The sequence below is a fragment of the Photobacterium sp. DA100 genome, assembly GCF_029223585.1.
In the GTDB taxonomy this organism is placed as follows: Bacteria; Pseudomonadota; Gammaproteobacteria; order Enterobacterales; family Vibrionaceae; genus Photobacterium.
Map to the genome: position 1 here is coordinate 1,607,055 of NZ_CP119424.1, position 24,222 is coordinate 1,631,276.

Here is a 24,222-nt window from a genome sequence, read left to right on the forward strand (position 1 = left end):
AGGTGATCCCCATGCCACGCTCTATCTATACCGATGACCATCCCACCCACCACGCATGGGCATCGATAATCAATGACTACTCTGCCGACAAGGCAGTGTTCAATGTATCAAGCAACAAAACCATGATGTGGATATTTCTGCTTAGCGATATCTTCGTCTTCAGCTGCTTCCTCATCGGCTACATGGCGGTCAGGATGACCACTACCGAACCCTGGCCTGTACCCAGTGAAGTCTTTGCCCTAACCATCGCCGGGCAATCCATTCCGCTGGTACTGATCGCTATCATGACCTTCATCCTCATTACCAGCAGCGGCACCATGGCGATGGCCGTAAACTGCGGTTACCAGAAAAAACGTGGCGCTACTGCGTTGCTAATGCTCATCACCGCCTTGTTCGGCCTCAGTTTTGTCGGGATGCAGGCGTTTGAATGGAGCAAGCTGATAGAGGATGGCTTCCGGCCTTGGGGTAATGAGGTAGGAGCCGCCCAGTTCGGCGCCTGCTTTTTCATGATCACCGGATTCCACGGCTTGCATGTCACCGTCGGTGTCATCTACCTGTTGATTGTGGCGTGGAAAGTATGGCGTGGCGATTACGAGAAGCGAGGTCGCAGCCAACCGCAAAGTAATTATGAAATCGTCGAGATTGCCGGCTTGTACTGGCACTTCGTCGACCTTGTCTGGGTCTTCATCTTTGCATTTTTCTATCTCTGGTAGGAGGGCTCGTATATGGCTAGCTCAACGAAAACCCATACCCAGCAACAGCACCCCATCAGCCTGTACCTCGGTATCTGGTTGCTACTGTTCGTCCTCAGCGCGCTGTCTTATATGGTTGATTACTACCATTTAGAAGGCATACTTCGCTGGAGCTTGATTTTGCTCTTTATGACCCTAAAAGCTGGCCTGATCGCCAGTATCTTCATGCACATGCTATGGGAGCGCGTAGCCTTGGTGTGCACTATTTTCCTCCCGCCGCTGATACTATTGGTGTTTATTGCCTTGATGGCCAGTGAAGCCGATTATATCTTTGCCCTACGGGAAAGGTTCTTCAGTTAGTCGCCGTTTGACAAAGCACTGGCTTCAGCACGGTAGAACTCAGGCAATGAAGGGGGAATCGCCTGCCAGGCCTGCCCCTGCTGCATTTTTTGGTAGCTGTATTCAAACAGCTCGGTCATGAACTCTCCGCTGTAAGCCGATGCCTCTTCCGGAGCCTGGAAGTCCTCATCAATGTACGCCAAGTTAAACTTGATGCCCTGTTGACGGGCGTTGTGGTAGATATGTTCGACATCGCCGATCCCCTGATTGAGCATTAGGGTACTGATTGCCCTTTCGCTAATACGGCTCAACCGATAGGAGACAGGTTGAAACTCAGATTTAAGACTACCGTTTCGAATTACGTAAAGGTTTTGTTCAACGTTCACATCACGCAGATCCACCCATGAAGGGGCAAAGAAAACTTGGCGTACCACCCCGCCATCGACATGCAGCTCATCGAACTGTTGTCCCCCCTGCTCAAACTCGATTTTCCGTGCCGGAAAGGCTCCCGGTATGGAGCTGCTGGCAATAATCAACTCTTGGATCAGTGCCGTCGCTTGCGGGGTGCCATGTTCGGCTATCCGACCAATATTCCAAAGGGCCAGACGTTGGTTATCGATATTGGCGGTGCCGATAATCAAGCTCCGACCAGCCCTATTCTGACTAGCAATTTCTGCCACCAAGTCATCAGTCACTATCTGACGGACTTTTTTCTCAAACGGGGAGGTATCGAGAACGGACTGGTGCCTAACAAGGGAAAAAATATTTCTGTAGCGAAACAGATCATCAAAGTCCGTTTCCGTGTAAAGCTCAGTCAACACATCATCATAATCACTGCCGAGAAAGGCAAACACCGAAACAATGGCCCCTGTCGAGATACCGGTTACCACGTCAAACTGCGGCCTGTCACCTTGTTCGGTCCAAGCCGTCAAAATACCCGCGGAAAATGCACCATTGAAACCACCACCAGAGAGTGCCAAGTAGTTAAGGCTTTGCCTATCCTGATGCTCCTCTATCCAAGTATCAGTGTTGGCTTGGATCATGGCATTCAACCCTTCGGGATTAAACTCATCCCACATCCGGATCCCTTCAATGGACAAGGGCATCATGGTATAGGTGACAGGATCAGCACTGCGCTCTGTGCTACTGCAGGCAGAGAGTAAGACAACCAACAACAAGTATTTCCAGCGCCGCACTTTTCGCTCCACTCTTTATCGTTACTCGATCCAAGTAACGTCAAAAGGCTTTATGCTGCAATGATTACTTGGTGGCTCGCCAGTATTGTATTTGCTCAGGCTGTCTGATGGCTGAATCAAAATTTAAATACAGACATCAATATTTACCGCGATAGCTTTTTTATCTCATGCTCTCACCCACTTCACTGTGTCACAGCAACGCCTATACACAACTCACTAACGTTTCATATAGCATACGTAATAAATTACTGAAACATCTCTTACTATTATTAACAATAACTATAATGTGTCTATTGAATACATATAAATTCACATGGATAATTGCTTAGCTAAAACTTAAAAACTAACACCATAGATTATAAGTCCCTATTGCTTTCCATTATTTAAATTTAATCCGAGACAAAAATGTCAAAAGTTATCCTAGAAGTATGTGTCGATACACCAGAGTCAGTCAACAATGCCATTAATGGTGGAGCAGATAGGCTAGAACTGTGCAGCTCTCTAATACTAGGAGGGCTCACCCCATCACCCGGGCTAGCAAAATATGCGCTATCGCAAACCAATATTCCTTGCTATGCCTTAATCCGGCCAAGAAACGGTAATTTTGTCTACTCAACAGCAGAAGTTGATATTATGGTTGACGATATTTACCTGTTGAAAAAGCTAGGAGTAACCGGGTTTGTCATTGGCGCACTGACGCCAAAAGGACAGATAGATATTGATTCAATACAGAGACTTAAAGAGTCAGCTCAAGGCTGTGATATCACCTTCCATCGTGCATTCGACCACATCCCAACCCCTTACGAGGCGATGGATAAACTGATAGATATGGGGATTCAGCGCATTTTGACCAGCGGACAGCAAACCAGTGCCGAGCAGGGCATCGAGCTGATAAAATCATTACAGGCTCACGCAGGTAATAGACTCTCGCTAATGGCAGGAGCCGGTGTCGATGAATATAATGCAGCTAAAATTATTAGCGCAACGGGCATCAAGGAAATTCATGCCAGCTGTAAAGTCAAAAGAAACTGCCACTATGAAAGCCTATCAAACCTTTCAATGGGAAGTGAGTCAAGCTTTGACCATTCAATATTCGTCACAAGTGAAAATATAGTTTCTCGTATAAAGTCAAAAATAACTGACTTAGTCTAAAATAGCTTTAAATGCATATTTCCAAATCAACCAAAAACACTTAAATAAAACTAGTGCCATATATGGCACTAGTTTTATCTTCAAGCCAACCTGACAAATCAATTAGCCACAATATAATTAGCTTGCCAGTCTATATTTTCCATCATCGATATCACTACGACAATAAACAATATCCAAGATATCTAACTCGGCCAAATGGTTTTTAAGCTTTGACCTGAAGTGATACCACTGACGAGATTCAGACCATGCCACTTCGGCAGCAGCAAATAATCGAGGATAAAGCATGTAATCAAGAGTCTGTTCGTCCGTCACGGTCTCACACCACAATGCTGCCTGTATACCCAACACTCTGTTTTGCTTGTCTAGTGGTACATTAGCTAGCGGATCGTAATGGTAGACCTTCTCAAGTGGAAGGATTCCCGCCCAGTTCAGACCTGGCTCTTCAACACAATTACTTTGCACCATATCGAGATAAAGAGCCCGACCCGGCTGCAGGACTACGTCGTGGCCTTTCTCGAGACATTCCAGCGCCGCTTTTTCACTTTGCCAAGAAAAGACCACAGTCTCCGAGCTGACCTTGTCACCATGGACAACCTCCTCCCAGCCAAGCATCCTGCGCCCCTTATGGGCCAAGTATTGCTCGACAAAGCGCAACAGGTGGCCCTGGAGCTCCTTGGGGTCGGAATAACCCAGCTTCGACATCAGCCGCTGGCAACAAGGACTCTTGCTCCATACTCCCTCAGGCACTTCATCCGCTCCAATATGGACAAAGGGGGCCGGGAACAGCTCGCAGACTTCATCAAGCACAGTACGCAGAAAAGTGTAGGTACCGTCCAGTCCCGGTGACAACACATTATCATTGAAGTGCTGAACACTGGTGTATTGGGACTGATCCTGATCATCGAACAGCAGTTCAGGTAGGGCTTTTATTGCCGCTCGAGAATGGCCTGGAATGTCAATTTCAGGGATAACCGTGATACCACGGGCTGCAGCGTAGGCAACCATTTCGCGGATATCCTGCTGCGAATAGTATCCTCCATAGCGTTCAGTCAAGCGGCCAAACTGAGCAGGTAATTGTGTATTGGGCCCCCGCCAGGCACCGACGTCCGTCAATGCCGGAAACGCCTTTATTTCAATCCGCCAACCTTCGTCATCGGTGAGGTGCCAGTGGAATACATTAAATTTGAGCCGCGCCAATTGGTTAATAATTTGCTTAACCTTGCTAACTGGGTGGAAGTGGCGCACACAGTCAAGCATCATGCCACGATACCCGAATCGTGGTGTGTCTTGAATTGCAACAGCAGGCAACAAAAATGACTCTCTGCCTTCGGCTTGCAGCGGGATCAACTGAAGCAAACTGGCAACAGCAGAAAAGAAGCCACGCTCTTCACCGGCTTGTATCTGAATACGGCCAGCTCTGACATCGAGCTGATAGCTTCCCTCGCAGCACTTATTGTCCAACTGAAAACGAATTACGCCACTGCGTATGGGGCCACAGCTCTGGGCAAGGACAAGACGATGGCGCTGCCGCAACTCTTCTTCAAGCCATTGTGAGGCTGTTTGGGCAAGCGCAGTCCCCCGCTCTATCTGACAGCGGCTATCAAGGGTGAAAGTTCCCGGCTGCAACATTAATTGCGCTGGCTGAGGAATAATAGCAATCGCCGCTGTTTGACCAACATTAGTTTCGACGTCCAAATCCGATTCAACGCCCTGTTTGCGGAACGGCATACCACCGCTAAACTGCAGTGGTGTCATATTCACCCTGTGCATGAGCTGTTGAGCCACCACGGCCGCTTCCGTTATACCATGGCCTTGCAGTGTGATATGAGGGAGGGGAACTTCGAACTCGGCATAAAACTGTTGTCCGGGCATCAGCACCCGTGAGTGCTCAGGGGGAGTAAGTCGATACAGAGTACCCACCTGTTCAAGACTCCCGCATGTTAGGGAGTTAGAGGTAATACCACGAATACAACTAAATTCGAGATGCCAATCTTCCAGGGGGCTGTCACTTTGGTTACTAAGGGTGACAGACAAACGACTGCCAGCATCATCATTGGCAATCAAATGGTGTTTTAAATCTAGATGCATTCCAATGTCTCTTTCAGGAATAATCAAAGTTATAAGCAGAGGGGCAGGCAAACGCCTGCCCCTCTTGGGAGAGCCTTACTTCACTGTGTTACTTCAAGACAAAGCTACGGATCTGCTTTGGCTTGAATAGGCCAAGCTCAAATTGCCCATTGAACGATTGTGCGTTCGCGACAGGCTGCTCCAGAAGGTTAACTTCGGTCACAGTGGTCTGTGCCGCAGAGGTTTGGATATACCCGTCCCCAGTCACCACCTCGCTACTCGGGTTGTAAAGGCGAACGAGCGTACCGCTGCCGTCTTCGGTCGGCTTTATCGCACTGACAACAAGTTTCGAGCCAATAAGCTCAATCCCCCTACAGTGTTCTTCCACCTGTAACGGCAACGGATGCATGACAAAGTACTTCAGTGTATTGGTAAACTGGTTCAGCGACTGATTCTGGTAGACCAATGGCTCAATCGCATATTCCTGCCATCCTTTTTGTAGACGCGCAGGCTCGAAGTTTTCTTCAATCACTAACGCACATTCACAATGCAGTTCACCCAGCAACTGGCTATCCGGTGTCGGGATATACTTGAACTGCTGGCCTGAAGCGATACCCGGCCGGCGGGTGAGATCAGGTTTACCTAGCCACCCTACGCAGCGGAACAAGGTCAAGGCAATTTGATTATTTGCTCTGACTTCATATTCCTTAATGCCCTTGGTAAATACGGTCAGGCCGCAGGTTTGGTCATGCATGTTGGCGAGGTGTAGCATCGGATAAATCGGGCTAGGCTCCTCTTTCCAGCCCTGCTCGCGCCAGTCCTGAAGCTGATTCGGCACATTCTCACGCTCAACCACGCCAAATGGAGTATCAGACCAGTTGGTGCTAGCTTCAAACGGTGTGGTCAGGAGCAGTTGCACACGGTGATCTTTTACCTGATTGTCAAAAGTCGCCTCTATCGTCAGTGGGCGCACCGACTCACAGTCAGAGACGGCACGCTGCAGACGAAGGCAAATGGCATACCTCAGTAATGCAGAGCATTGCTGCTTCGCACGCTCAGCTAGATCAGCAGGCAATGACCACACGCCGTCGATAACGATTGACTCAGAGAGACCTCGCTTAACCGCCTTCATGGTCGCTTCGCGCCAATCCAGTTGGATCAACCAATCATTCACCGGTGGCGAGTAATCATACGTATCGCCGTCATCGCCCATATCAATCAGGTTAATACAGTTCTCCCAGACGCGATTTTGCACTTTGTCCAACAGTACAAACTGTCCCTGCTCAAAGCTCAGGCGATAACCATCATTTTCAATCATGACTTGATTCGACGCGATAGCCTCGGCTGCGGCTTCACCCTCTTGCTCAACCAGCTGCACGCTGGTATGTCCCGACGCCGGCAACGGATAATAGAATTCCACCTCACTCTGGTAGTAATAGAGTGAAGGATCATTCATCGATTCATCACGCTGAATGCTTCCGCGGTAAACGCGTTTTGTTGACAACACATCAACCTCGATCTGCCGCCCTTCCAAGTCCAGCAGAGTAAAGCTTGATGCCGATGTGGAAACCGTCGTCTTGATCAGTGCATTTCGTGCATATGGCAAGGTGTTAAACAGCGTTACACGCCCATCGATGCCGCCTTGTTCTGCTGTCGGCTGTGACTCGGCCAGCTTTCTGACTAGGTAGTCAACCGCAGAGCCTGACATCTGATCCGCCTCCTCAAAGCGCGACAGGATGATTTTATTAGTTTTATCTGTATTACAACCACCTGCACTATCGTGGGCATGATTGCGCATGATTGTTTTCCAGATATTGTTCAACAATGCCGGTTTAGCCTCGATCCCCTGACCACCAGCCATCACCATCAATGGCTCTAGCTGGTATGAAAGACGTCGCTCCACTTTATCGTTGAGATATTTGTGGTCGTAGCGGGATGAGTATATAGAGCGGTGGATCTTCGACACCTGGCCGTCAATCAACTCACCGCTAATCGTCGGCAGCTCAAGGTTTTCTGCTTGGAGATCAGCAAAGAGCTTGTCGTAGCTACTTTCTATCAAACGATAATCAGCATTGAACCCATTACTTATATCCAATCTTGATTTCAGGGCCTTGTCGACAAAGCGCTGATCGCCCCCCAATGGAATCGCGATATTTGCAGCCAATGAGCCCTCTTCAGCCTGATGGCACAGCGGTGTCGGATCATCCGAGTACATCACATGAGAACCAACAAAATAGCCGTTTTTGATGTTGTATCCCAGTACCTGGCTGCCGTCTTCACACTGCCAGTTAAACTCCCGACTCTTACAGACCTCGGTGGAAAGGCCACGCCAGAATACTGTTTTATCAATACCGACACCCTGGTAGATCTTGGGCATATCAATACTCTGCCCAAAAGCATCCGGTACATACCCGATCGCCATTACAGGGCCTAGCTTTTCAGCCAGACGAATACCTGTTTGCAAGTTACGTACGATAGACTCACCACTGATAATCAGCTGATCCGTTTGGGTATACCAAGGTCCAATTATCAGCTTGCCCTGCTGGACTAAGGCTCTCAAGCGCTCCAGCTGCTCAGGGCACTGCTCGAGGTAATCTTCTACAATGCTCAGCTGTCCATCAAGTAAATAAGTGTCATTAGCGCCTGTCTCAAGCGCTGACATAACCTCTTCCATGTGGTACACCAGCTGGATCAACGATTCATGTGCTGAAAAATACCACTCATAGTCCCAATGGGTATGCGGAATAACGTGAAATACTTTTTGCATAACTCAGTTCGATCCCACCCTATTAAGCAATTGCTGCAGCAATTGTTAAATCAACTTCTTTGCTGTCTTTGTGACTTAGGGTTTCTCTGAACTGATCATTCATCATGCTGCGAGTCAGCTTAGTCAGAATTTCAACACTCTTTTCATCACCCTCAGCTGGGATGCTCAATGCGACAGCCGTTTTGACCGGTTGGTCATCCATGGTTTCCCAATCGATAGGGTGGCTGAAGCGAACTACAAACAAACCGGCATTTTTGGCTGCTTTCGTTTTGCAGTGCGGGATAGCCATGCCGTCTTTAAAGCCTGTGCTTGACTGTTTCTCACGAGCTCTCAAGCCTTTGGCATATTCTTTTTCCGATGAAACGTAACCCAGCTTGTGTGCTTCTTTGGCAATAAAGGCAATCGCCTCATCTTTTGATTTAGAGGTTGTATCGTGCAATACGTGTTCCGGCTTGAACACATCTCTCTCAACGGCAGCCCCCAGGCTAGCAATCGTCGAGCCTTCACTGGCATTGGCGTCGATGGACGTTACAGGCTTACGCCAGAGGCCAATGATCAAAGCCGTCAGCGTAATACCGGACATCGTACATAAAATCCAGGTAACAAATGGAATTGGCTGTTCAATATAACCGACAAACGTACCCAGTGGTGAACCAATACCACCATAGAACTTAACATCAAAGAATCCAACCAAACCGCCAGCCAATGCCGAGCCCGCCACACTGGCAGTGATCATTTGTACTGGATGTGCTGCTGCGAAAGGTATGGCACCCTCGGTTACACCAACAATGCCCATACCGAACGCGGAGTCAGCAGAGACTTTCTCTGTCGCAGTAAACTTGTTTTTAAATAGCTTAGAAGCAAGGAAAATACCTAGAGGTGCAACAGAGATAGCCGCCTGTGCTGCAGTACCAGGCACAAAGTTTGCTCCTTCAATACCATACTTAGCAACCGTATCAGTCCATACCGCGGTACCAAAAATCAGGGCTGTTTTGTTGACTGGACCGCCGAAGTCAAAACCTATCATTGCACCAATGATTGCACCGATAATGAAGGTTGACGAAGCATAGGTCGTTGTCATCCAAGTCAACCACTCATAGAGCGAACTCATCCCAAGGGCTATTGGTGTGCCGATCATATATTTCACAATAACCGTGATCAGGAAAGTGGCAATCAGGGGAATAATCATGATCGGCAGCAATGGCTTGCAAATCTTTGGCCAAGGAACCATTTTCAGATAACGCACCATATAGCCGACTAGAAACGCAACCAAGATGGCGGACAGGAAGCCGCCCCCTGTATCCGTTCCTAGAAAACCAGCGTCGTTGGCAATATACGCACCGATCATTGCAGGGGCAATCGCTGGTTTAGAGGCAATCGAGTTAGCAACAAAGCCGGCAAAAAGAGGAATCATCAACAGGAAGCCGACTTGGCCAACTTTAAACAAGTGGAACATCAAGTCGCCTAAAAATGTGCTTTGGTCAAAACCCCATGCCACTAGGCGACCTAAGTCATCGCGCTGGAAAGCGAATACATTGGCAATCGCTAGCAGCAGACCCGCCGAGATAACCATGGGCACCATGTAGGAAATACCGCTCATGACATGCTGGATAAAGCCATTCTCAGAGGTCTTGCCTAACGTTATGTTACCGACCTCAGTACCCTTTCCGCCAAACACTGTACCTTCTTTCATCGCCAAATCCACTAGGGCTTTAGCATCTTTCATCGCTACTTTTGGTCGAGTGACATATATTTTCTTACCCGCAAAACGGGCTTTATCTACCTCGATATCAGAAGCAAGCACCACGACATCGGCCTTGGCAATATCATCTTCTGTCAGAACGTTCTCAGCACCGATAGAGCCATTAGTTTCAACCTTAATGTTAAAACCATGCTCTTTACCCGCATCTTCCAACGCTCGGGCGGCCATATAAGTGTGAGCGATTCCAGCTGCACACCCAGTTACCGCGACTACATTAATTGTCATTAAATGAAGCTCCATAAACCTTACTAAGTCAATTCGGTCGCCATTATGTAAATATTTTCAGATAAATTATGAGATCAAACCCGCATTTTCCGAATAACGGTAAATTTTTTCATTAAAATACTGGCATTATGCTTGAAAGACGACGCCAACACGGCAGATATGCGATAACAACATGCAATGCCAGCCATAAAACATAAAAACACTGAAAAAATTTTCACAACCTGACTGAAAATTTTTTCACCCAGTTGGTCCATTGAAACAACAAAGAAGACACGAATAATGAGCTTGAATCTGCTTTCACCAAAATTTGCCGAACAGCATCAGGACATTGGCCAAAACTGTCACCCTGATCCGATCTCTCATCACTTGTCCCAACTCGTTGAACAACATCACGCTATAAACTCTGTTAATCTGGCAGAGGCAAGCCACACCCCACCGGCCAACGCATGGCAACTTGACATGCCACGTATCGATATCGTTTTAGCGGGCAGCATCAACATTCATTACTCAACCGGCGAGCATCACAGCCGACACCATCAATTTAATACCGGTGACGTCTTGTACATCCCCAATATGGGATGGAGTCAACCCCTATGGGGAGAAGCAGCAACGCTACTGCGCCTAGATATCGCCCCCCATAAGGTCGAATTTAGCCTGCATAGCTGGAGTGGTAATGACTTTTCAGAAGTCCATAAGCGCCCCTCTGTTCGACGCCATCAGATAATTGGAAATGGGCTAATTCAAGTTTTACAAGAACTGGTAAATACCAATGCTGACTCCCATACAATCAGTCTGGTAATCCGCTCTCTATTGAGCCACCTTATGATAATGGAAAATGCGCCGGATAAGCTTCCTAGTCGTCAGGAAGAATTGTTTCACAAAATAACGAAGTACATTGATGAAAATTATGATCAGACATTGAGTCGAGAAGAGGTCGCAAGAATATTCCATATCTCGCCAAACTACCTGTCGCATATCTTTCAGCACCAGGGAAAAACAAGCTTTAAGGATTACCTCTGCCACAAGCGGATGGAAAATGCCCAACGTTTGCTCGAACTAAACCACCATAGAGTCAAACAAATTTCCAAACTATGCGGTTTTTCCGACAGTAACTATTTCTGCCGACTCTTCAAGCAGAAGACAGGCGTAACACCGTCACAGTTCAGGGCAGGCCTTGCAGCCTAGGGAGGGGCCGATGAATTGCATCAACCTAGCGCCAAAAAAACTTGGCAGCCGTTCCTCCCTCTTGTTACAGAGGGAGTCATCTGGACATGGATTGGCGGGCTACTTGGTTAACCAGGCAGCGCCGCGTACCCCGCTACTATCGCCATAAAGGGCACTTCTAAGCGTCACTTTAGGATCATCAGAGAAAATATAGCGACGGATAGCAGCGGGCAGATCATGATAAAGACGTTCAATGTTGGACATACCGCCCCCCAGTACAATGACGTCCGGATCCAGTATATTGCAGACAGAAGCTAAGCTTCTCGCCATTTGGTCTATGAGCAGCTGATAGGCAGCCACCGCCTGTTCGTCACCGGCTTCAACCAGTGCCATAATTTGCTTGGCATTGAGATCGGCCCGATACTTGTGATTATACTGCGCAGCGAACCCAGTCCCTGAGATATACTGTTCAATACAATTGCGCCTGCCACAATAACAGTGGCCAATATCCCCATCCACATCAGGACAATATCCCGGTAACGGATTATGCCCCCACTCACCGGATATGGCATTGGCACCGGTAACAATGCTCTGGTTAACTACAATGCCACCGCCACAACCGGTACCCACGATCGCTCCAAACACCACGCTACCACCAGCCCCGGCACCATCGACAGCTTCGGACAAGGCAAAACAGTTAGCATCATTGGCAATCTTGACAGCTTTGCCAGTGGCAGCAGACAAATCAGCAACCACATCTCGACCATTAAGAAACGTACAGTTGGCATTTTTCATCTTCCCGGTGATCGGGCAGACGGCGCCAGGTAACCCAATACCAATCGCGTTGAAATGCCCCAGCTCACTTTCGACACCCATTACCATTTCATGGATTTTGTTGATAAAAGATTCATAATTATCTGGCGTCGGCTGACGTGATTTATATAACACCTCACCATTATCGGATAGCACCTGTACTTCTATTTTTGTTCCACCTATATCAAAACCCATTAACATAGCTTAATCTCATAAATTGTTTTCAGTGAAAGACAGATCGCCCATGTCATTTCATATCACATAGGTAATAAAAAAGAGGCCAACAAAGATGCCTGGCCTTTAAATTAATTAGCACAGATAATTGTTAGCAAAAGACAAGCAACAATAAGTAAAGCAACGATGAATTAACACACGCCTTATTTATTGTGCCTTTCAATATTGAAGTACTTAACTTTTTTATTCAATATATCTCTTCTACCAATTAAATTGGAAATTGAAGAGACAATTGAACCGAAGGGAAACTAATACTCCACTTCAATCATTACTCTTCGAAGCTTTGCTCAGTTCTCACCCATTTTTGAATCGAATCACGATAAAGAGATACATAACGAAAATAAATGTGATCAAAGGCAATAAGCATTGGTAACTGTCCCGATATCATCCCAGTGGATTCCTCACCTTTAAGCGATACTGTTAGCAATGTGTTATCCGCATAATCGAGTAATCGAGAGCTCTCATTGGCAGTGATACATAACAACTTCACCCCTTTCTCTTTCATTCGCTTCGCAGACTGGACCATTCTGTTATTATTGCCTTTCAGTGAAAGCAACAGCACCAATTCGCCTTCGCCGATGATCGAGCTGATCATCTCAATCGAATCATTGTCATGCACAATCTCGACACATTTTCCCAAGCGCGTTAATCTAAATTTAAGATCATGAGCAGCAAAAGCGCTGTAGCCCAAGCCAAAAACATAGATAACCCTGTGCTTATGGATTAGCTCGCAAAAGACATCAATATCATCCTGAATCAGGCACTGATCAAACTGCTGCAGCATTTCAAAATACTCATTTTGCAATGTGCGTGTTTCAGTAAACTCTGGGTTTTCGGAGTCCAACTGATTTTGATATAAATAAAGAAATTCTTTAAAATTATTCAGTCCTAGTTTCTTACAGAAACGCGTAATAGACGCTGTAGACACCCCGATTTCTGCAGCGAGTTCTTCGATGTTCTTAGTCGGGTTGAGAGCAAGAAAGTAGTCCGCAATTTTTTGATCAGTATTCGTAAATTTGAGACGGGCATACTCAAATAACAGCCTGAAATCTTTAATCATATCTATCCGCTTTAGGTCTTTCACAGCCAATCACTGAAAACAAAAGACAATCTACAATGAAAATAATTTCATTTCAATGCGGTACACCGTTTCGCCAGACTATCAACGGTTGCCAACACCGGCAACCGTTAGCTTTGTTAACAACTCAACCCCATCAACCAAAAGGGCTGTTTTCACCTTCTCTTGGTAATACTGAGAACAGGTAAATCAGCACCAGTTAGAAGTAATACTCGACGCCTAGACGAACTTCTGTAATATCTGACTCGTTAATTTCCATCGTTTTCACTCGGAAGTATAACAATGCAGGATCATCGAGGAAGTAAATTGCCTGGCCTGAAAGCACATTGTCCGCGGTTCCGCTAACCTTGCGGTTATCAATTTCTAAATCACTGTTCGCAGAGTAACCAACCTTGAACTGCCAATGGCCAATATCATACAAAGCACCTATGGAGTATGAGGTCTGATCTTGCTTCTTACCTATGAGCCCTTCAATCGAACCCACTTCAGCTGTGCCGTTATTATAATCTGCGTATTCCGCTGACATCACTTTATACGCACCAAATAAGCCAATACCATTATCGAAATAGAGCTCAAATCCCGCAATATATGTTTCGTAGTCAGAGTTGGCCGTCATGAGTGAGCCGGTTGCCTCATCTTCCAGCTCAACTAAGCGATCGGTCCCATATTCGTAGCCCGCATGAAGCTGCAAAGGACCCGTTCGGTAATGTGCCGACGCTCCATAGAAATTGCTACTTGAGTTTTCCAGGTTGTTACCGCGGCCAGTTGCCAAGGTCATTGTAAAGCCATTCCAGCTAGGGCTATCCCAGCTAATTTGATCAGACTGGCGATCATAATAGGCCCCACCTGCAATATCATCGCCCCAGTCAAACACATTCCCTAGCCCCGGATTTGAGTACGGCCAATCAATAATCGCATATGCCGGTGTAAGGAAGCGACCAAACCGGACACGTCCCCAACTCTCATCCTCGAAGCCACCGTACGTATCACGTAACCCCAGTTGACCGTCACCACTATTTTCCCCGGAACCGACATTATTTCCTTCGATTTGCCATATCAGGGTCGGTGCACGCGCCAACTCTTTAGCCCCACGAAAACCGATTCGAGATTCATTATCCAAACGATTTACTGTATCTTTACCTTCTTCGGCATAACTATACATAGAAATTGCAATTTGGCCGTACAATTCAATATCGTCATTTGCTGTAGCTACAGAGGACAGTAAGGCTGCAACACACATTGCAGTACAATACTTGAGTTTCATAACAGATCCTATTCGAACAAATAAATAAGCGAGCTAAGCAAGGCTGGCAAACAGTTACCGGCTTAAAGATGTTAATTTAAAGTTAATAATCATACTTAGCAGACAGCTGAATAATATCGACAGGTGGGTTTACTGAATATTGGATATTTATATGTTTCATAGCACAAAGAACCAATGCACTTGAAAATATGATCTTCTTCATATTTCTGAACGAAAACTTAATAAGAAAATTTAATTAATCAAATTTATCATATATTAGAAAATTAAGATTATACGTTTATCCAGTATATTGAACTTTTCTCTACTTTAAGCTGCGTCAGACATTTAATATGATATTCACCATTTAAAAAACAAATTAAATACTCACCTAAGGAGTTCTCGTGCCCACCTTGTTACTTAATGGCAATTGGACGCTGACATCACCACAGCACCCTGATATCGATATTTCCTGTAAACTACCGGGTGACATACACTCAGCGCTCATAGCCGCTGATCACCTTGAGAACCCCTATCTCGGCTGTAATGAGCGAAACGTTCAGTGGGTTGGTGAAAGCGAGTGGCACCTCGAAAGGGATTTTCACCTTGACGCTGATTTCCTCAACGCCCAATCCATAGACTTAAAACTAGAATTTGTGGATACCCTTGCTGACTTCATAATTAACGGCCACCACGTGCTGAGCTGTAGCAATATGTTCAGGCGTTACCGTGTCAATATTCTTCCTTACCTCCAACTTGGCATAAACCAAATTCAAATTGTGCTAAAGCGCGCTGACATCGAAGCGGCTGAACGCGCCAAACGACTGCCATTTCCTGTCCCATGGGCTGTAGGCAATAACCAAATTCCCCATATGAATACACTTCGAAAAACCCAGTGCCATGCTGGCTGGGACTGGGGGATTTGTCTTCTGGTCAGTGGCGTATATCAACCTATCGAACTGATACCTGTTCATCAAACCCGTCTGAAGCGGGTACACACAATACAGAACTGGCAAGAAGACGGCAGCTGTGATCTTGACATCAACATCGATTATGACGTCACAGCATGTAGCCACGCCCCAAGTACGCTCAAGGTTGAATTTGACAACCACATTCACCAACTCTCGGTGGATATGAATCAGTTGGGTGCACAAAGCACACGCTTGACTATAAAGGTCACTAACCCTGAGCGCTGGTGGCCTGCAGGCTATGGTGAGGCCTATCTATACCCCCTCAATGTGACACTGAACCAACATCAAATCTGCAAAAAAATTGGCTTACGTAAACTAGAGCTAGATACTTCTGCAGACAACATTGGTAGCGCGATGACTTTTGTCGTCAACGATAAGGCCATCATGGCCAAAGGGGCCAACTGGATCCCACTCGATGCCCTGCCTTCTTCGCATACTCCTGAAAACTATCGCCGCCTGCTAGAAGACGCCAAAGCCGCAAACATGAACATGATCCGGGTGTGGGGTGGCGGCATGTACGAGCACGATATCTTTTATGAACTCTGTGATGAGCTGGGGCTAATGGTCTGGCAGGATCTCATGTTTGCCTGCGCGCTTTATCCGTCAACCAAAGAGTTTATGAACGACGTCGAGCAAGAAGTGATCGATCAAGTACGCCGCTTATCCGACCATCCCAGCCTTGCACTGTGGTGCGGTGACAATGAAGTCATTGGGGCCATCAATTGGTATCCAGAGTCAAAAACAAACCGTGAAAAGTATGTCGTCAACTATGACCGACTAAATTACATGCTTGCCCAAGTCGTTGAAAAGGAGGATCCAACCCGGCGTTTTTGGGCCAGTTCACCGTGCAACGGCGAGCTCGACTTTGGTGATGCCTGGCACGATGACGATAGTGGCGACATGCACTTCTGGGATGTATGGCATTCGGGGAAATCTCTCGATGCCTACTACAGTGTAAAACCGAGATTTTGCTCTGAATTCGGTTACCAGTCCTGGCCATCTCTGCCAACGGTGAAAACCTATGCCGAGGAAAATGACTGGAATGTCACATCACCAACATTTGAGCAGCACCAGAAAAATGGTCGCGGTAACAGTATCATCACCGAAATGTTTACCCGTTATTTTCGGTTCCCCAACAGCTTCGAAAATATGCTTTACCTCAGTCAGGTTCAGCAAGCACTGGCAATCAAAACAGCCAGTGAGTTCTGGAGAGCCTATAAGGATCATTGCCGAGGTATTTTGTACTGGCAACTAAATGATTGCTGGCCTGTCAGCTCCTGGTCGAGCATTGAGTACACCGGTCGCTGGAAGCAGCTGCACTACCATGCCAAACGCTTTTTTGCCCCGCAGCTAGCAACTTTCATCGCAGAAGATGGTGTCGCCACACTGCATCTCATCAACGACCAGCACCATTCAGTTTCGCTGGCCGGGGAAGTAAAAAAAATAGGTTGGGATGGGACCGTTGTTCAGTCCTGGCCGATTGAAACGGTACTGGCTGCAGACGGCGTCGCTCAACCTTGGTCGATCTCGTTGGAGAAAACTGACGATCAAGCTGACTACTTCCTGCATGTCGAGCTAAGTAACCAAGAGCTAGTGCTTGAAAACACATTCTATCCGGCACTGTTCAAACACTCAGCCATAGAGAAAAGTCACATTCAGTGGCAAGTTCTTAACGAAGGCGGTGCGCTCTACATTGAGCTCGATTGTGATAAACCGGCTCATTTTGTCCACATTGAGTTTGATGGTGAAGGCCGTTTTGATGACTCGAGCTTCACGCTTCTCCCGGCCTCAATTTGCGGCTCAAAACGTAAAGTGAAATACCTGGGTGATGCCTCCGCTGATGCCTTACTAGCGGGGATCACAATCTACGATCTGCGCGGCACTTACTAGTAACCGATGACATAGCCCTGCTCGCTTCATGGTGACGGCAATTGCAGGACTACAGGGATAAAGCCAAAGCCGGCACATGTGACGGCTTTGGTCATCATCACGAGCAAACTACATTTTACGGCAGGCTATGCATCATCCGGTCCCAACGGTTGTGGAAGGCAACCAACCAACGGGGCGGCGCTTTGCCTGTTCCCGCCGGTTTGAGCTTATCGTGAGCCAGGGTCACATTCGCCACCATGATCTCTTGCTCCGGCTCAATATCCACCATCAACACATGGCGACCCGATTTAAGCACCTGCTTGAAGCGCCGGAATTGATAATGCAGCTCCTGGAAGCCAAACAGCCCCCCTTCCCAAGTAATAAACCCCATCATGACGATCGCCAGCATGATAAAGGGCAACCAGCCTACGCTTTCGGCCACTCCGGTTACATAGGCAAAGAACAGCACCAACGCCGCAACTACGACACCGATAACGGCTCCAATCTCGGTAGAATGTATGACATCATTGCGCATAAAGGATTTCACGGGATGAAGATGATGATGGCTGGCAACCTCGGCATCATTGTCGGTGAGCACGTGGATCTGTGACGGGCCGAGGCCGCTCAGCTCTAACTCATATTCCACCAGCTCTAGGTCGTCTAAGTCATCGCTAATGTAAAAGACCCTTACCATGGTGGCCTCCTGACATTTCGATTCGACGGGTTTGTCATTAAATTTTAAACCATCTTTCACATTCGTGAGGGTTTTAACGGTTGCTGCCTGATGGATAAAAACAAAACAGCCCGATAAGATACCGGGCTGCTTTTCTTTTTTGGGCAGGGGAATTATAGGGTAGAGAGGAAATGATCAATTTTCTCTTTGTGGGCCGCTTCCGTCTCAGGGGTTGGAATGGTCATGTCCTTATGGGTGAAGTAGACCAACAGCGCCATCTGTGCGGTTAGACGGTTTTCGGCTTCATCGAAAATCAGCGAATTATCCGCTTCCATAACACCGCGGGTACACTCGCGCTGGTCATTGGCCGGTAGGCAGTGCATGAACATGGCATTTGGTCCGGCCTTCGCCATCATGTCTTCTGTCACCACGTATTCCGGGATGAAAGTGGACAAACGGATTTCTTTCTCATCTTCCTGACCGAACCAGTAGAAGCTATCCGCGACGATAATGTCGCAACCCGCCACTTCATCGGTATTGTCAGTGATCACCAACTTACCACCTGACATCTCACAGTTACCCAGTGCAATATCAACCCACTTCTGCGGCGCTTTAAAGCGCTCAGGGCAGATATGCTTGAAGGTCATACCAAACTTGGTGCAGGCAAACATCAGCGAAGACGCCACATTGGTCGCATCGCCCACGAAAGCGACTGTCAAATCACTCAGCGCTTTGCCTTCTGGTAAGTGCTCTTTCATGGTGAACAGATCAGCCATGATTTGGGTTGGGTGCAACCAATCACACAGGCCATTGATAACTGGTACGCTGGCGTTTTTCGCAAGCCCGGCCACCGTATCATGCTCATCAACGCGGGCCATGATCACATCCACCATGCGTGACAGAACCCGGCCGGTATCTTCCAGAGACTCTTTCGCCCCCAGGTGGATATCCTTAGGCGATAGGAACAGCGCATGGCCCCCCAAAATTGTCGCTGCGGTTTCGAAAGACACCCGGGTACGGGTAGAAGGCTGCTCGAAAATCATCGCCACGGATTTCCCCTTAAACAGCTGAGGAACGGCGTTGTCTCGGCGCGCCTGCTTCAGCATCGCCATCAGCTCTAAAATATCTTCAAGTTCTTGCTTGGTAAAATCCTGAGTTTTCAGAAAATGGCGCAGGTTTGGTTTGTTTAGTTCGGTTGCACTAGAAGATGGAAGTCTCATTTTCGTATCCTTTTTACCAGAGTTAATATATTCATCCAGCAATCACGATGTGGTGTCTTGCTTGGTTGAAATCAGTATCTAGAAAAAGAACAATGGATTCTAAAATTAGAATCACTAATCGGGATAGTTATTTTTAGTTGAATATCTACATTGACACAAGTCACATCAATTATATTTTTACCAGTTCAATTTTCGATATTCTTTTTTAATCTTTATTCCAGACAATAAAAACCCACTGCAATATTGACTGCAGTGGTTTTTCAATTCAGTGAATAAAAATTTATCTTAATTAAGCGTTATCGCCCTTGGCAATTGCTTGGGCAAATACGTTCCCAAATAGGCTTCGGTGATCACAATCGCCTCTCGCGCCATTTCCGGAGCAATATCGCCATTTTCCCGGTAATTCATCGAGTAGACCTTATCAGCAACCTGCAAGGCTATGGCAAATATATTGACGTCTGTTGGCAATTCAGGAAGCGTAAAATACCGCCGGTAAATCTGTTCGACTTTCTTTCCCAGTACCAAGTCATTTTGGGCATCCGCGTGCCTGACCGATGAATAGGTATGCTGCCCCAGTAAAGTGTGCTGGGCCAGTGGTGCCAAACGATAATAATCGACAAAGCTCTGCTCTATCATTCTATTGATATCTGACCAATGATGGACATTCTCAGCCACAACCGCGTTATCCAGCACTCTTTCAAAGTCATCAAATACCGAGTTCATCAACTCGCAGATCAATGCTTCTATATTCGGGTAATGATGGTAAACCGTTGATGCTGCGATCGCCGCTTCCTTGGCCACATCATAAATAGAAATGGCGTTCACCTCCCGTTGTGATGCCAAACGAATTGCTGCTGAATGGATCCTCTCAAGTCTTTTCTCTGTCGACTCTTTTCGCATTAAATAACCTATCCGTGTATATGTGTACCAGAACGACTTGCCATAATTTCTGAAGCTTTGTGTAATGAACCGATATGCCCAATTCCTGATGTATGGCTGGCAAAGTCACAACAGGCTGCAACCTTAGGGGCCATTGAACCGGCGGCAAAGGTATATTGCTGTATTTGATCGACGGATACGTCATAGAGGGGCTGCTCAGTGGGTTTCCCCCAGTCCACGCATACATACTCGCCATCAGTTAGAATAAGAAAGTGCTCTGCACTCAGTTGCTTGGCCAGGGTTGCGGCAGAAAAGTCCTTGTCTATCACGGCTTCCACCCCATTGATCTCACCTTCATTGTCAATCACCGGGCAACCGCCACCTCCGCAACATATTACGGTATGACCGGCATTGAGTAATGTGCGTATACTATCAATTTCAACAATTCCCTTGGGGAATGGCGAAGCAACCACCCGCCGCCAGTACTCGCCGTCCGGTTTGATTTGCCAGCCGTATTGCGTCGATTTCGCCAGCGCGGTTTCTTTATCATAAACCGGCCCAATAAATTTATTGGGATCCCTAAAAGCAGGATCATTTTTATCGACCGCTATTTGGGTCACGATGGTACTCACCTTTCTGCTGGGCATATATTTCCTCAAACCCTGCATCATCATATAACCAATCATCCCTTGTGTTTCTGCGCCTAACACATCAAGCGGATAAGGAGGGGCATCGGTATAAGCTAAATTCTGTAATGCTAGTAATCCAACTTGTGGACCGTTACCGTGTACGATAACAACTTTATAGTCTTCACTTAATTTGGCTAACGCTGCAGAGGCAATATCAATATTGTTGGCTTGATTCTCATAGCTCATTTGCTCGCCTCGTTGTAGCAATGCATTTCCACCGACAGCGACCACGATAATGGGTTTGTCATTTTTCATACCGCATTCCACCTTATCTATTATCAAGAAGCTGTTAATTAATCTAGCGCTAATGATAATCAGCATTATTTGATTAGAATCAATTTTCTCACCCTCGCTCTATTACCATATTTTTATTATGGTCGGAGTCACGCCTTTGGCTTCCATATATTAATGTTCTCCGATAAGTGATTCTAATAACGAATATCGACGTACCTTCGGCATAAGATTTATTCCGTGAAATAAAGGATTAGACATCAAGCATAAATAACGTGTAACAATCACGGAGATATAATTATGGAAACACAAACCTCAGGCGGAAAGATGGGAGTAGGCAGTCTCGCCCTCTTTAGCCTATGTGCTGTTATCGTCGTCGATACCTTAACCGCATCGGCCTCCATTGGTGTAAGTGCTATCGGATGGTGGCTGGTCACCCTCATTGTTTTCGTCATTCCCTACGGGTTAATCACCTCTGAGCTCGGCACTACCTACCCGGGCGATGGCGGTATTTACGACTGGGTGAAAAAGGCCTTCGGCTATAAATGGGCGGTTAGAACCACCTGGTTTTACTGGATCAACGTTGGCCTGTGGATGCCTGCTGTCTACATCATGTTTGCCGGCATGTTCGCCGAACTCTTTTTTCCGGGGCTCTCCCTGATGTGGCAGATTGCTATCTGCATTGCCTTGACCTGGCTAACCATCTGGATCTGCAATGTATCCGTTGATGTCGGGGTATGGGTCACCAACGTCGGGGCCATACTCAAGGTCACGGTTATCGCCGTACTGGGCTTCGGAGGATTCTTCTATGCCGCCGAGCATGGTGTCGCAAACGAATTCACCTTGTCTGCCATGATGCCAAGCCTCGATACCGGGGTAGCGTTCCTACCCGCACTGGTTTTCAACCTGATGGGCTTTGAGCTCGTCGCTACCATGACCAAGGAAATGAAGAATGTGCGCGACATGCCGAAGTCTATCTTCCTTGCCGCTGCCATCACCGCCTTCCTGTATGTATTCGGCACCGTGGGGATCCTGATGGCGCTGCCGGTTCAGGATATCGGCCTGGTTGCCGGCATCGTCGATACCCTGCGCAAGCTATTTGGCACCGGCGCATTTGGCACCATGATGGTGTACCTCATTGGCACCATGGCACTACTTACCTTTATCGGCAATATGGTGACCTGGACCATGGGGGCCAGCCGTGCCGCTGCAGAAGCTGCCGGTGAAGGCGAATTGCCAGAAGCAGTTGCCAAGGTATCAGAGAAATACGACACCCCAGTCGGGGCCAACAACATTACCGGTATGCTATCGACCGTGGTCATTCTGGCCTATGCCGTCTTTGCCCAAACCAGTGATGATCTATTCTGGTCAGTATTTGCTTTCTCTAGCTGTATTTTCCTTCTGCCTTACCTGTTTATGTTTCCTTCGTACCTCAAGCTACGTGTTAGTGACCCTGATACCGAACGTCCTTTCCGCGTACCGGGCGGTCTCGGTGTCCAGTGGGTACTGAGTATTATCTGTTTCGCTGTCATTGCCCAGGCGGTGATCCTCTTCATCTTCCCTGAGCTGATCGATATGACCGTTAACTGGTCATACAGTGCACCGGTACTTGTGGGGGTCATCCTGACCGTTGGTATCGGCGAATATTTGCTAAAACTTGCGGTCGCCAAAAAGAACGCCCAATCAAAAGAAAGACCAAACCAACTCCCTTCTCATAGCCACTAAAATAGGATGTTTAGCCATGAGCAAACGAATTGATTCTACCCCTCGGCAAGATGGTTTCAGAATGCCCGGCGAACACGAGCCACAAGCTGCGGTTTGGATGGCTTGGCCAGAGCGCACCGATAACTGGCGCTTTGGTGGTAAACCGGCCCAATCAACCTTTGTCAAAGTCGCACAAGCCATTTCCCAATCAACCCCGGTGAATATGGTGGTCAGTGCCCAGCAGTTTGAGAATGCCCGTCAAATGCTGCCGGATCATATCCGCCTGGTCGAGATGAGCACAGATGATTCATGGATGCGGGATATCGGCCCATCTTATGTGGTCGATAACCAAGGCCACAGGCGCGGTGTCGACTGGCATTTCAATGCCTGGGGCGGGTTGGTCGACGGCCTTTACTTCCCCTGGGACAAAGACGATGCGGTTGCGCAGAAAGTGTGTGAGTTCCATGGCGATGCCAGCTACCGTGCCCCCATTGTTCTCGAAGGCGGTTCCATTCACGTAGATGGGGAAGGCACCCTCTACACCACAGAAGAGTGCCTGCTTCACCCTAGCCGTAACCCAGATCTCTCCAAAGAGGAAATTGAGCAAGTGCTTTATGATTACCTCGCGGTAGAAAAAGTTGTCTGGATCCCAAACGGCCTGTACAACGACGAGACCAATGGCCATGTCGATAACCTGATCCATGTTGTCCGCCCCGGTGAAGTGGTTTTGACCTGGTGTGAAGACAAGAATGATCCGCAGTATGACATCTCGCGCCGGGCGCTGGACGTGCTCGAGACCCAAACCGATGCCAAAGGCCGCCGAATAAAGGTGCATAAGTTGCCCATGCCGGGGCCACTGTTTATCTCCGAAAACGAAGCCAGCGGTGTTGATGTGTCTGAGGGGATGGAGCGCACACCGGGCGAGCGTCTTGCGGGTTCCTATGCCAACTATCTGGTGACCAATGACCAAATTGTCTACCCGCTGCTGGATGAGAAGCTAGATTCGGAAGTTGAAGATCTGCTCAACGATCTGTATCCGGGTTACAAAATTACAGGGGTTGATGCCCGGGAGATCTTGTTGGGGGGCGGCAACATCCACTGCATTACCCAGCAGGTTCCCTGTGCCTGATCTCCACGCCTCAATTTGAAGTCCCTGCCGCCCAAACTTCATGAATAGATACTGAAGCGGGCCTGTGAGTACAGGCTCGCTTTTCATTTATGGTTCAAACTAACTTGCCGCTGACATTCCCCTGACAC

18 protein-coding genes and 1 pseudogene are annotated in these 24,222 nt (G+C 47.5%); 7 read left to right on the forward strand and 12 right to left on the reverse strand.

What is annotated here, in order from left to right:
* The first annotated feature begins 11 nt into the window (after positions 1 to 11).
* Both PTW35_RS24940 and PTW35_RS24945 read left to right on the forward strand, forming a co-directional pair.
* Positions 12 to 713 (forward strand): heme-copper oxidase subunit III family protein, encoded by a 702-nt coding sequence (locus PTW35_RS24940; protein WP_281027926.1) that lies wholly within the window; start codon positions 12 to 14, stop codon positions 711 to 713.
* A gap of 12 nt (positions 714 to 725) precedes the next feature.
* Positions 726 to 1,052, forward strand: a complete 327-nt coding sequence (locus PTW35_RS24945) for a cytochrome C oxidase subunit IV family protein (RefSeq protein ID WP_281027927.1) — start codon at positions 726 to 728, stop codon at positions 1,050 to 1,052.
* Here the strand turns inward: PTW35_RS24945 and PTW35_RS24950 are convergent.
* The gene (locus tag PTW35_RS24950) at positions 1,049 to 2,227 is read right to left on the reverse strand and encodes a patatin-like phospholipase family protein (protein ID WP_281027928.1); all 1,179 of its coding nucleotides are present in this window, start codon (positions 2,225 to 2,227) and stop codon (positions 1,049 to 1,051) included. The two genes, PTW35_RS24945 and PTW35_RS24950, sit on opposite strands and share 4 nt — an antisense overlap.
* 405 nt (positions 2,228 to 2,632) lie before the next feature.
* Here PTW35_RS24950 and PTW35_RS24955 point away from each other — a divergent pair, with 405 nt between their 5' ends.
* On the forward strand, positions 2,633 to 3,379 hold the full coding sequence (locus PTW35_RS24955; RefSeq protein WP_281027929.1) for a copper homeostasis protein CutC: 747 nt from the start codon (positions 2,633 to 2,635) through the stop codon (positions 3,377 to 3,379).
* Positions 3,380 to 3,496: 117 nt separating this feature from the next.
* Here the strand turns inward: PTW35_RS24955 and PTW35_RS24960 are convergent, their stop codons facing one another.
* From PTW35_RS24960 to PTW35_RS24975, 4 genes and pseudogenes are all read right to left on the reverse strand, one after another.
* Complete coding sequence (locus PTW35_RS24960) at positions 3,497 to 5,467, reverse strand: family 20 glycosylhydrolase (RefSeq protein ID WP_281027930.1); 1,971 nt, start codon at positions 5,465 to 5,467, stop codon at positions 3,497 to 3,499.
* 88 nt (positions 5,468 to 5,555) lie between these two features.
* The gene (locus PTW35_RS24965) at positions 5,556 to 8,213 is read right to left on the reverse strand and encodes a glycoside hydrolase family 38 C-terminal domain-containing protein (RefSeq protein ID WP_281027931.1); all 2,658 of its coding nucleotides are present in this window, start codon (positions 8,211 to 8,213) and stop codon (positions 5,556 to 5,558) included.
* 22 nt (positions 8,214 to 8,235) lie between these two features.
* On the reverse strand, positions 8,236 to 8,673 hold the full coding sequence (locus PTW35_RS24970) for a PTS sugar transporter subunit IIA (RefSeq protein ID WP_281029143.1): 438 nt from the start codon (positions 8,671 to 8,673) through the stop codon (positions 8,236 to 8,238).
* A gap of 87 nt (positions 8,674 to 8,760) precedes the next feature.
* A pseudogene (locus PTW35_RS24975) lies at positions 8,761 to 10,200 on the reverse strand (fructose-specific PTS transporter subunit EIIC); the annotation flags it as partial.
* A 279-nt stretch (positions 10,201 to 10,479) separates the two neighbouring features.
* On the opposite strand from PTW35_RS24975, the gene PTW35_RS24980 reads away from it, so the two are divergent.
* Positions 10,480 to 11,385, forward strand: a complete 906-nt coding sequence (locus PTW35_RS24980) for an AraC family transcriptional regulator (protein WP_281027932.1) — start codon at positions 10,480 to 10,482, stop codon at positions 11,383 to 11,385.
* Positions 11,386 to 11,484: 99 nt separating this feature from the next.
* Here the strand turns inward: PTW35_RS24980 and PTW35_RS24985 are convergent, their stop codons facing one another.
* From PTW35_RS24985 to PTW35_RS24995, 3 genes are all read right to left on the reverse strand, one after another.
* On the reverse strand, positions 11,485 to 12,378 hold the full coding sequence (locus PTW35_RS24985) for an ROK family protein (protein WP_281027933.1): 894 nt from the start codon (positions 12,376 to 12,378) through the stop codon (positions 11,485 to 11,487).
* Positions 12,379 to 12,679: 301 nt separating this feature from the next.
* Positions 12,680 to 13,471, reverse strand: a complete 792-nt coding sequence (locus tag PTW35_RS24990; RefSeq protein ID WP_281027934.1) for a MurR/RpiR family transcriptional regulator — start codon at positions 13,469 to 13,471, stop codon at positions 12,680 to 12,682.
* A 217-nt stretch (positions 13,472 to 13,688) separates the two neighbouring features.
* A complete protein-coding gene (locus PTW35_RS24995) occupies positions 13,689 to 14,753 on the reverse strand; it encodes a porin (RefSeq protein ID WP_281027935.1) in 1,065 nt (354 codons plus the stop codon).
* 380 nt (positions 14,754 to 15,133) lie between these two features.
* On the opposite strand from PTW35_RS24995, the gene PTW35_RS25000 reads away from it, so the two are divergent.
* The gene (locus tag PTW35_RS25000) at positions 15,134 to 17,590 is read left to right on the forward strand and encodes a glycoside hydrolase family 2 protein (RefSeq protein WP_281027936.1); all 2,457 of its coding nucleotides are present in this window, start codon (positions 15,134 to 15,136) and stop codon (positions 17,588 to 17,590) included.
* A 115-nt stretch (positions 17,591 to 17,705) separates the two neighbouring features.
* Here the strand turns inward: PTW35_RS25000 and PTW35_RS25005 are convergent, their stop codons facing one another.
* The 4 genes from PTW35_RS25005 to arcC form a co-directional block, all read right to left on the reverse strand.
* Entirely contained in the window at positions 17,706 to 18,263 is a 558-nt protein-coding gene (locus tag PTW35_RS25005; protein ID WP_281027937.1) for an NAD/FAD-utilizing enzyme, read from the reverse strand.
* 152 nt (positions 18,264 to 18,415) lie between these two features.
* Positions 18,416 to 19,462, reverse strand: a complete 1,047-nt coding sequence (ptcA, locus tag PTW35_RS25010; RefSeq protein WP_281027938.1) for a putrescine carbamoyltransferase — start codon at positions 19,460 to 19,462, stop codon at positions 18,416 to 18,418.
* Between the two features lie 285 nt (positions 19,463 to 19,747).
* Positions 19,748 to 20,362 (reverse strand): TetR/AcrR family transcriptional regulator, encoded by a 615-nt coding sequence (locus PTW35_RS25015; RefSeq protein ID WP_281027939.1) that lies wholly within the window; start codon positions 20,360 to 20,362, stop codon positions 19,748 to 19,750.
* Positions 20,363 to 20,370: 8 nt separating this feature from the next.
* On the reverse strand, positions 20,371 to 21,285 hold the full coding sequence (gene arcC, locus PTW35_RS25020) for a carbamate kinase (protein ID WP_281027941.1): 915 nt from the start codon (positions 21,283 to 21,285) through the stop codon (positions 20,371 to 20,373).
* Between the two features lie 276 nt (positions 21,286 to 21,561).
* Here arcC and PTW35_RS25025 point away from each other — a divergent pair, with 276 nt between their 5' ends.
* Both PTW35_RS25025 and aguA read left to right on the forward strand, forming a co-directional pair.
* Positions 21,562 to 22,986, forward strand: a complete 1,425-nt coding sequence (locus tag PTW35_RS25025) for an APC family permease (protein ID WP_281027942.1) — start codon at positions 21,562 to 21,564, stop codon at positions 22,984 to 22,986.
* A gap of 16 nt (positions 22,987 to 23,002) precedes the next feature.
* Complete coding sequence (gene aguA, locus PTW35_RS25030) at positions 23,003 to 24,094, forward strand: agmatine deiminase (protein WP_281027943.1); 1,092 nt, start codon at positions 23,003 to 23,005, stop codon at positions 24,092 to 24,094.
* The last annotated feature ends 128 nt before the right edge of the window (positions 24,095 to 24,222 follow it).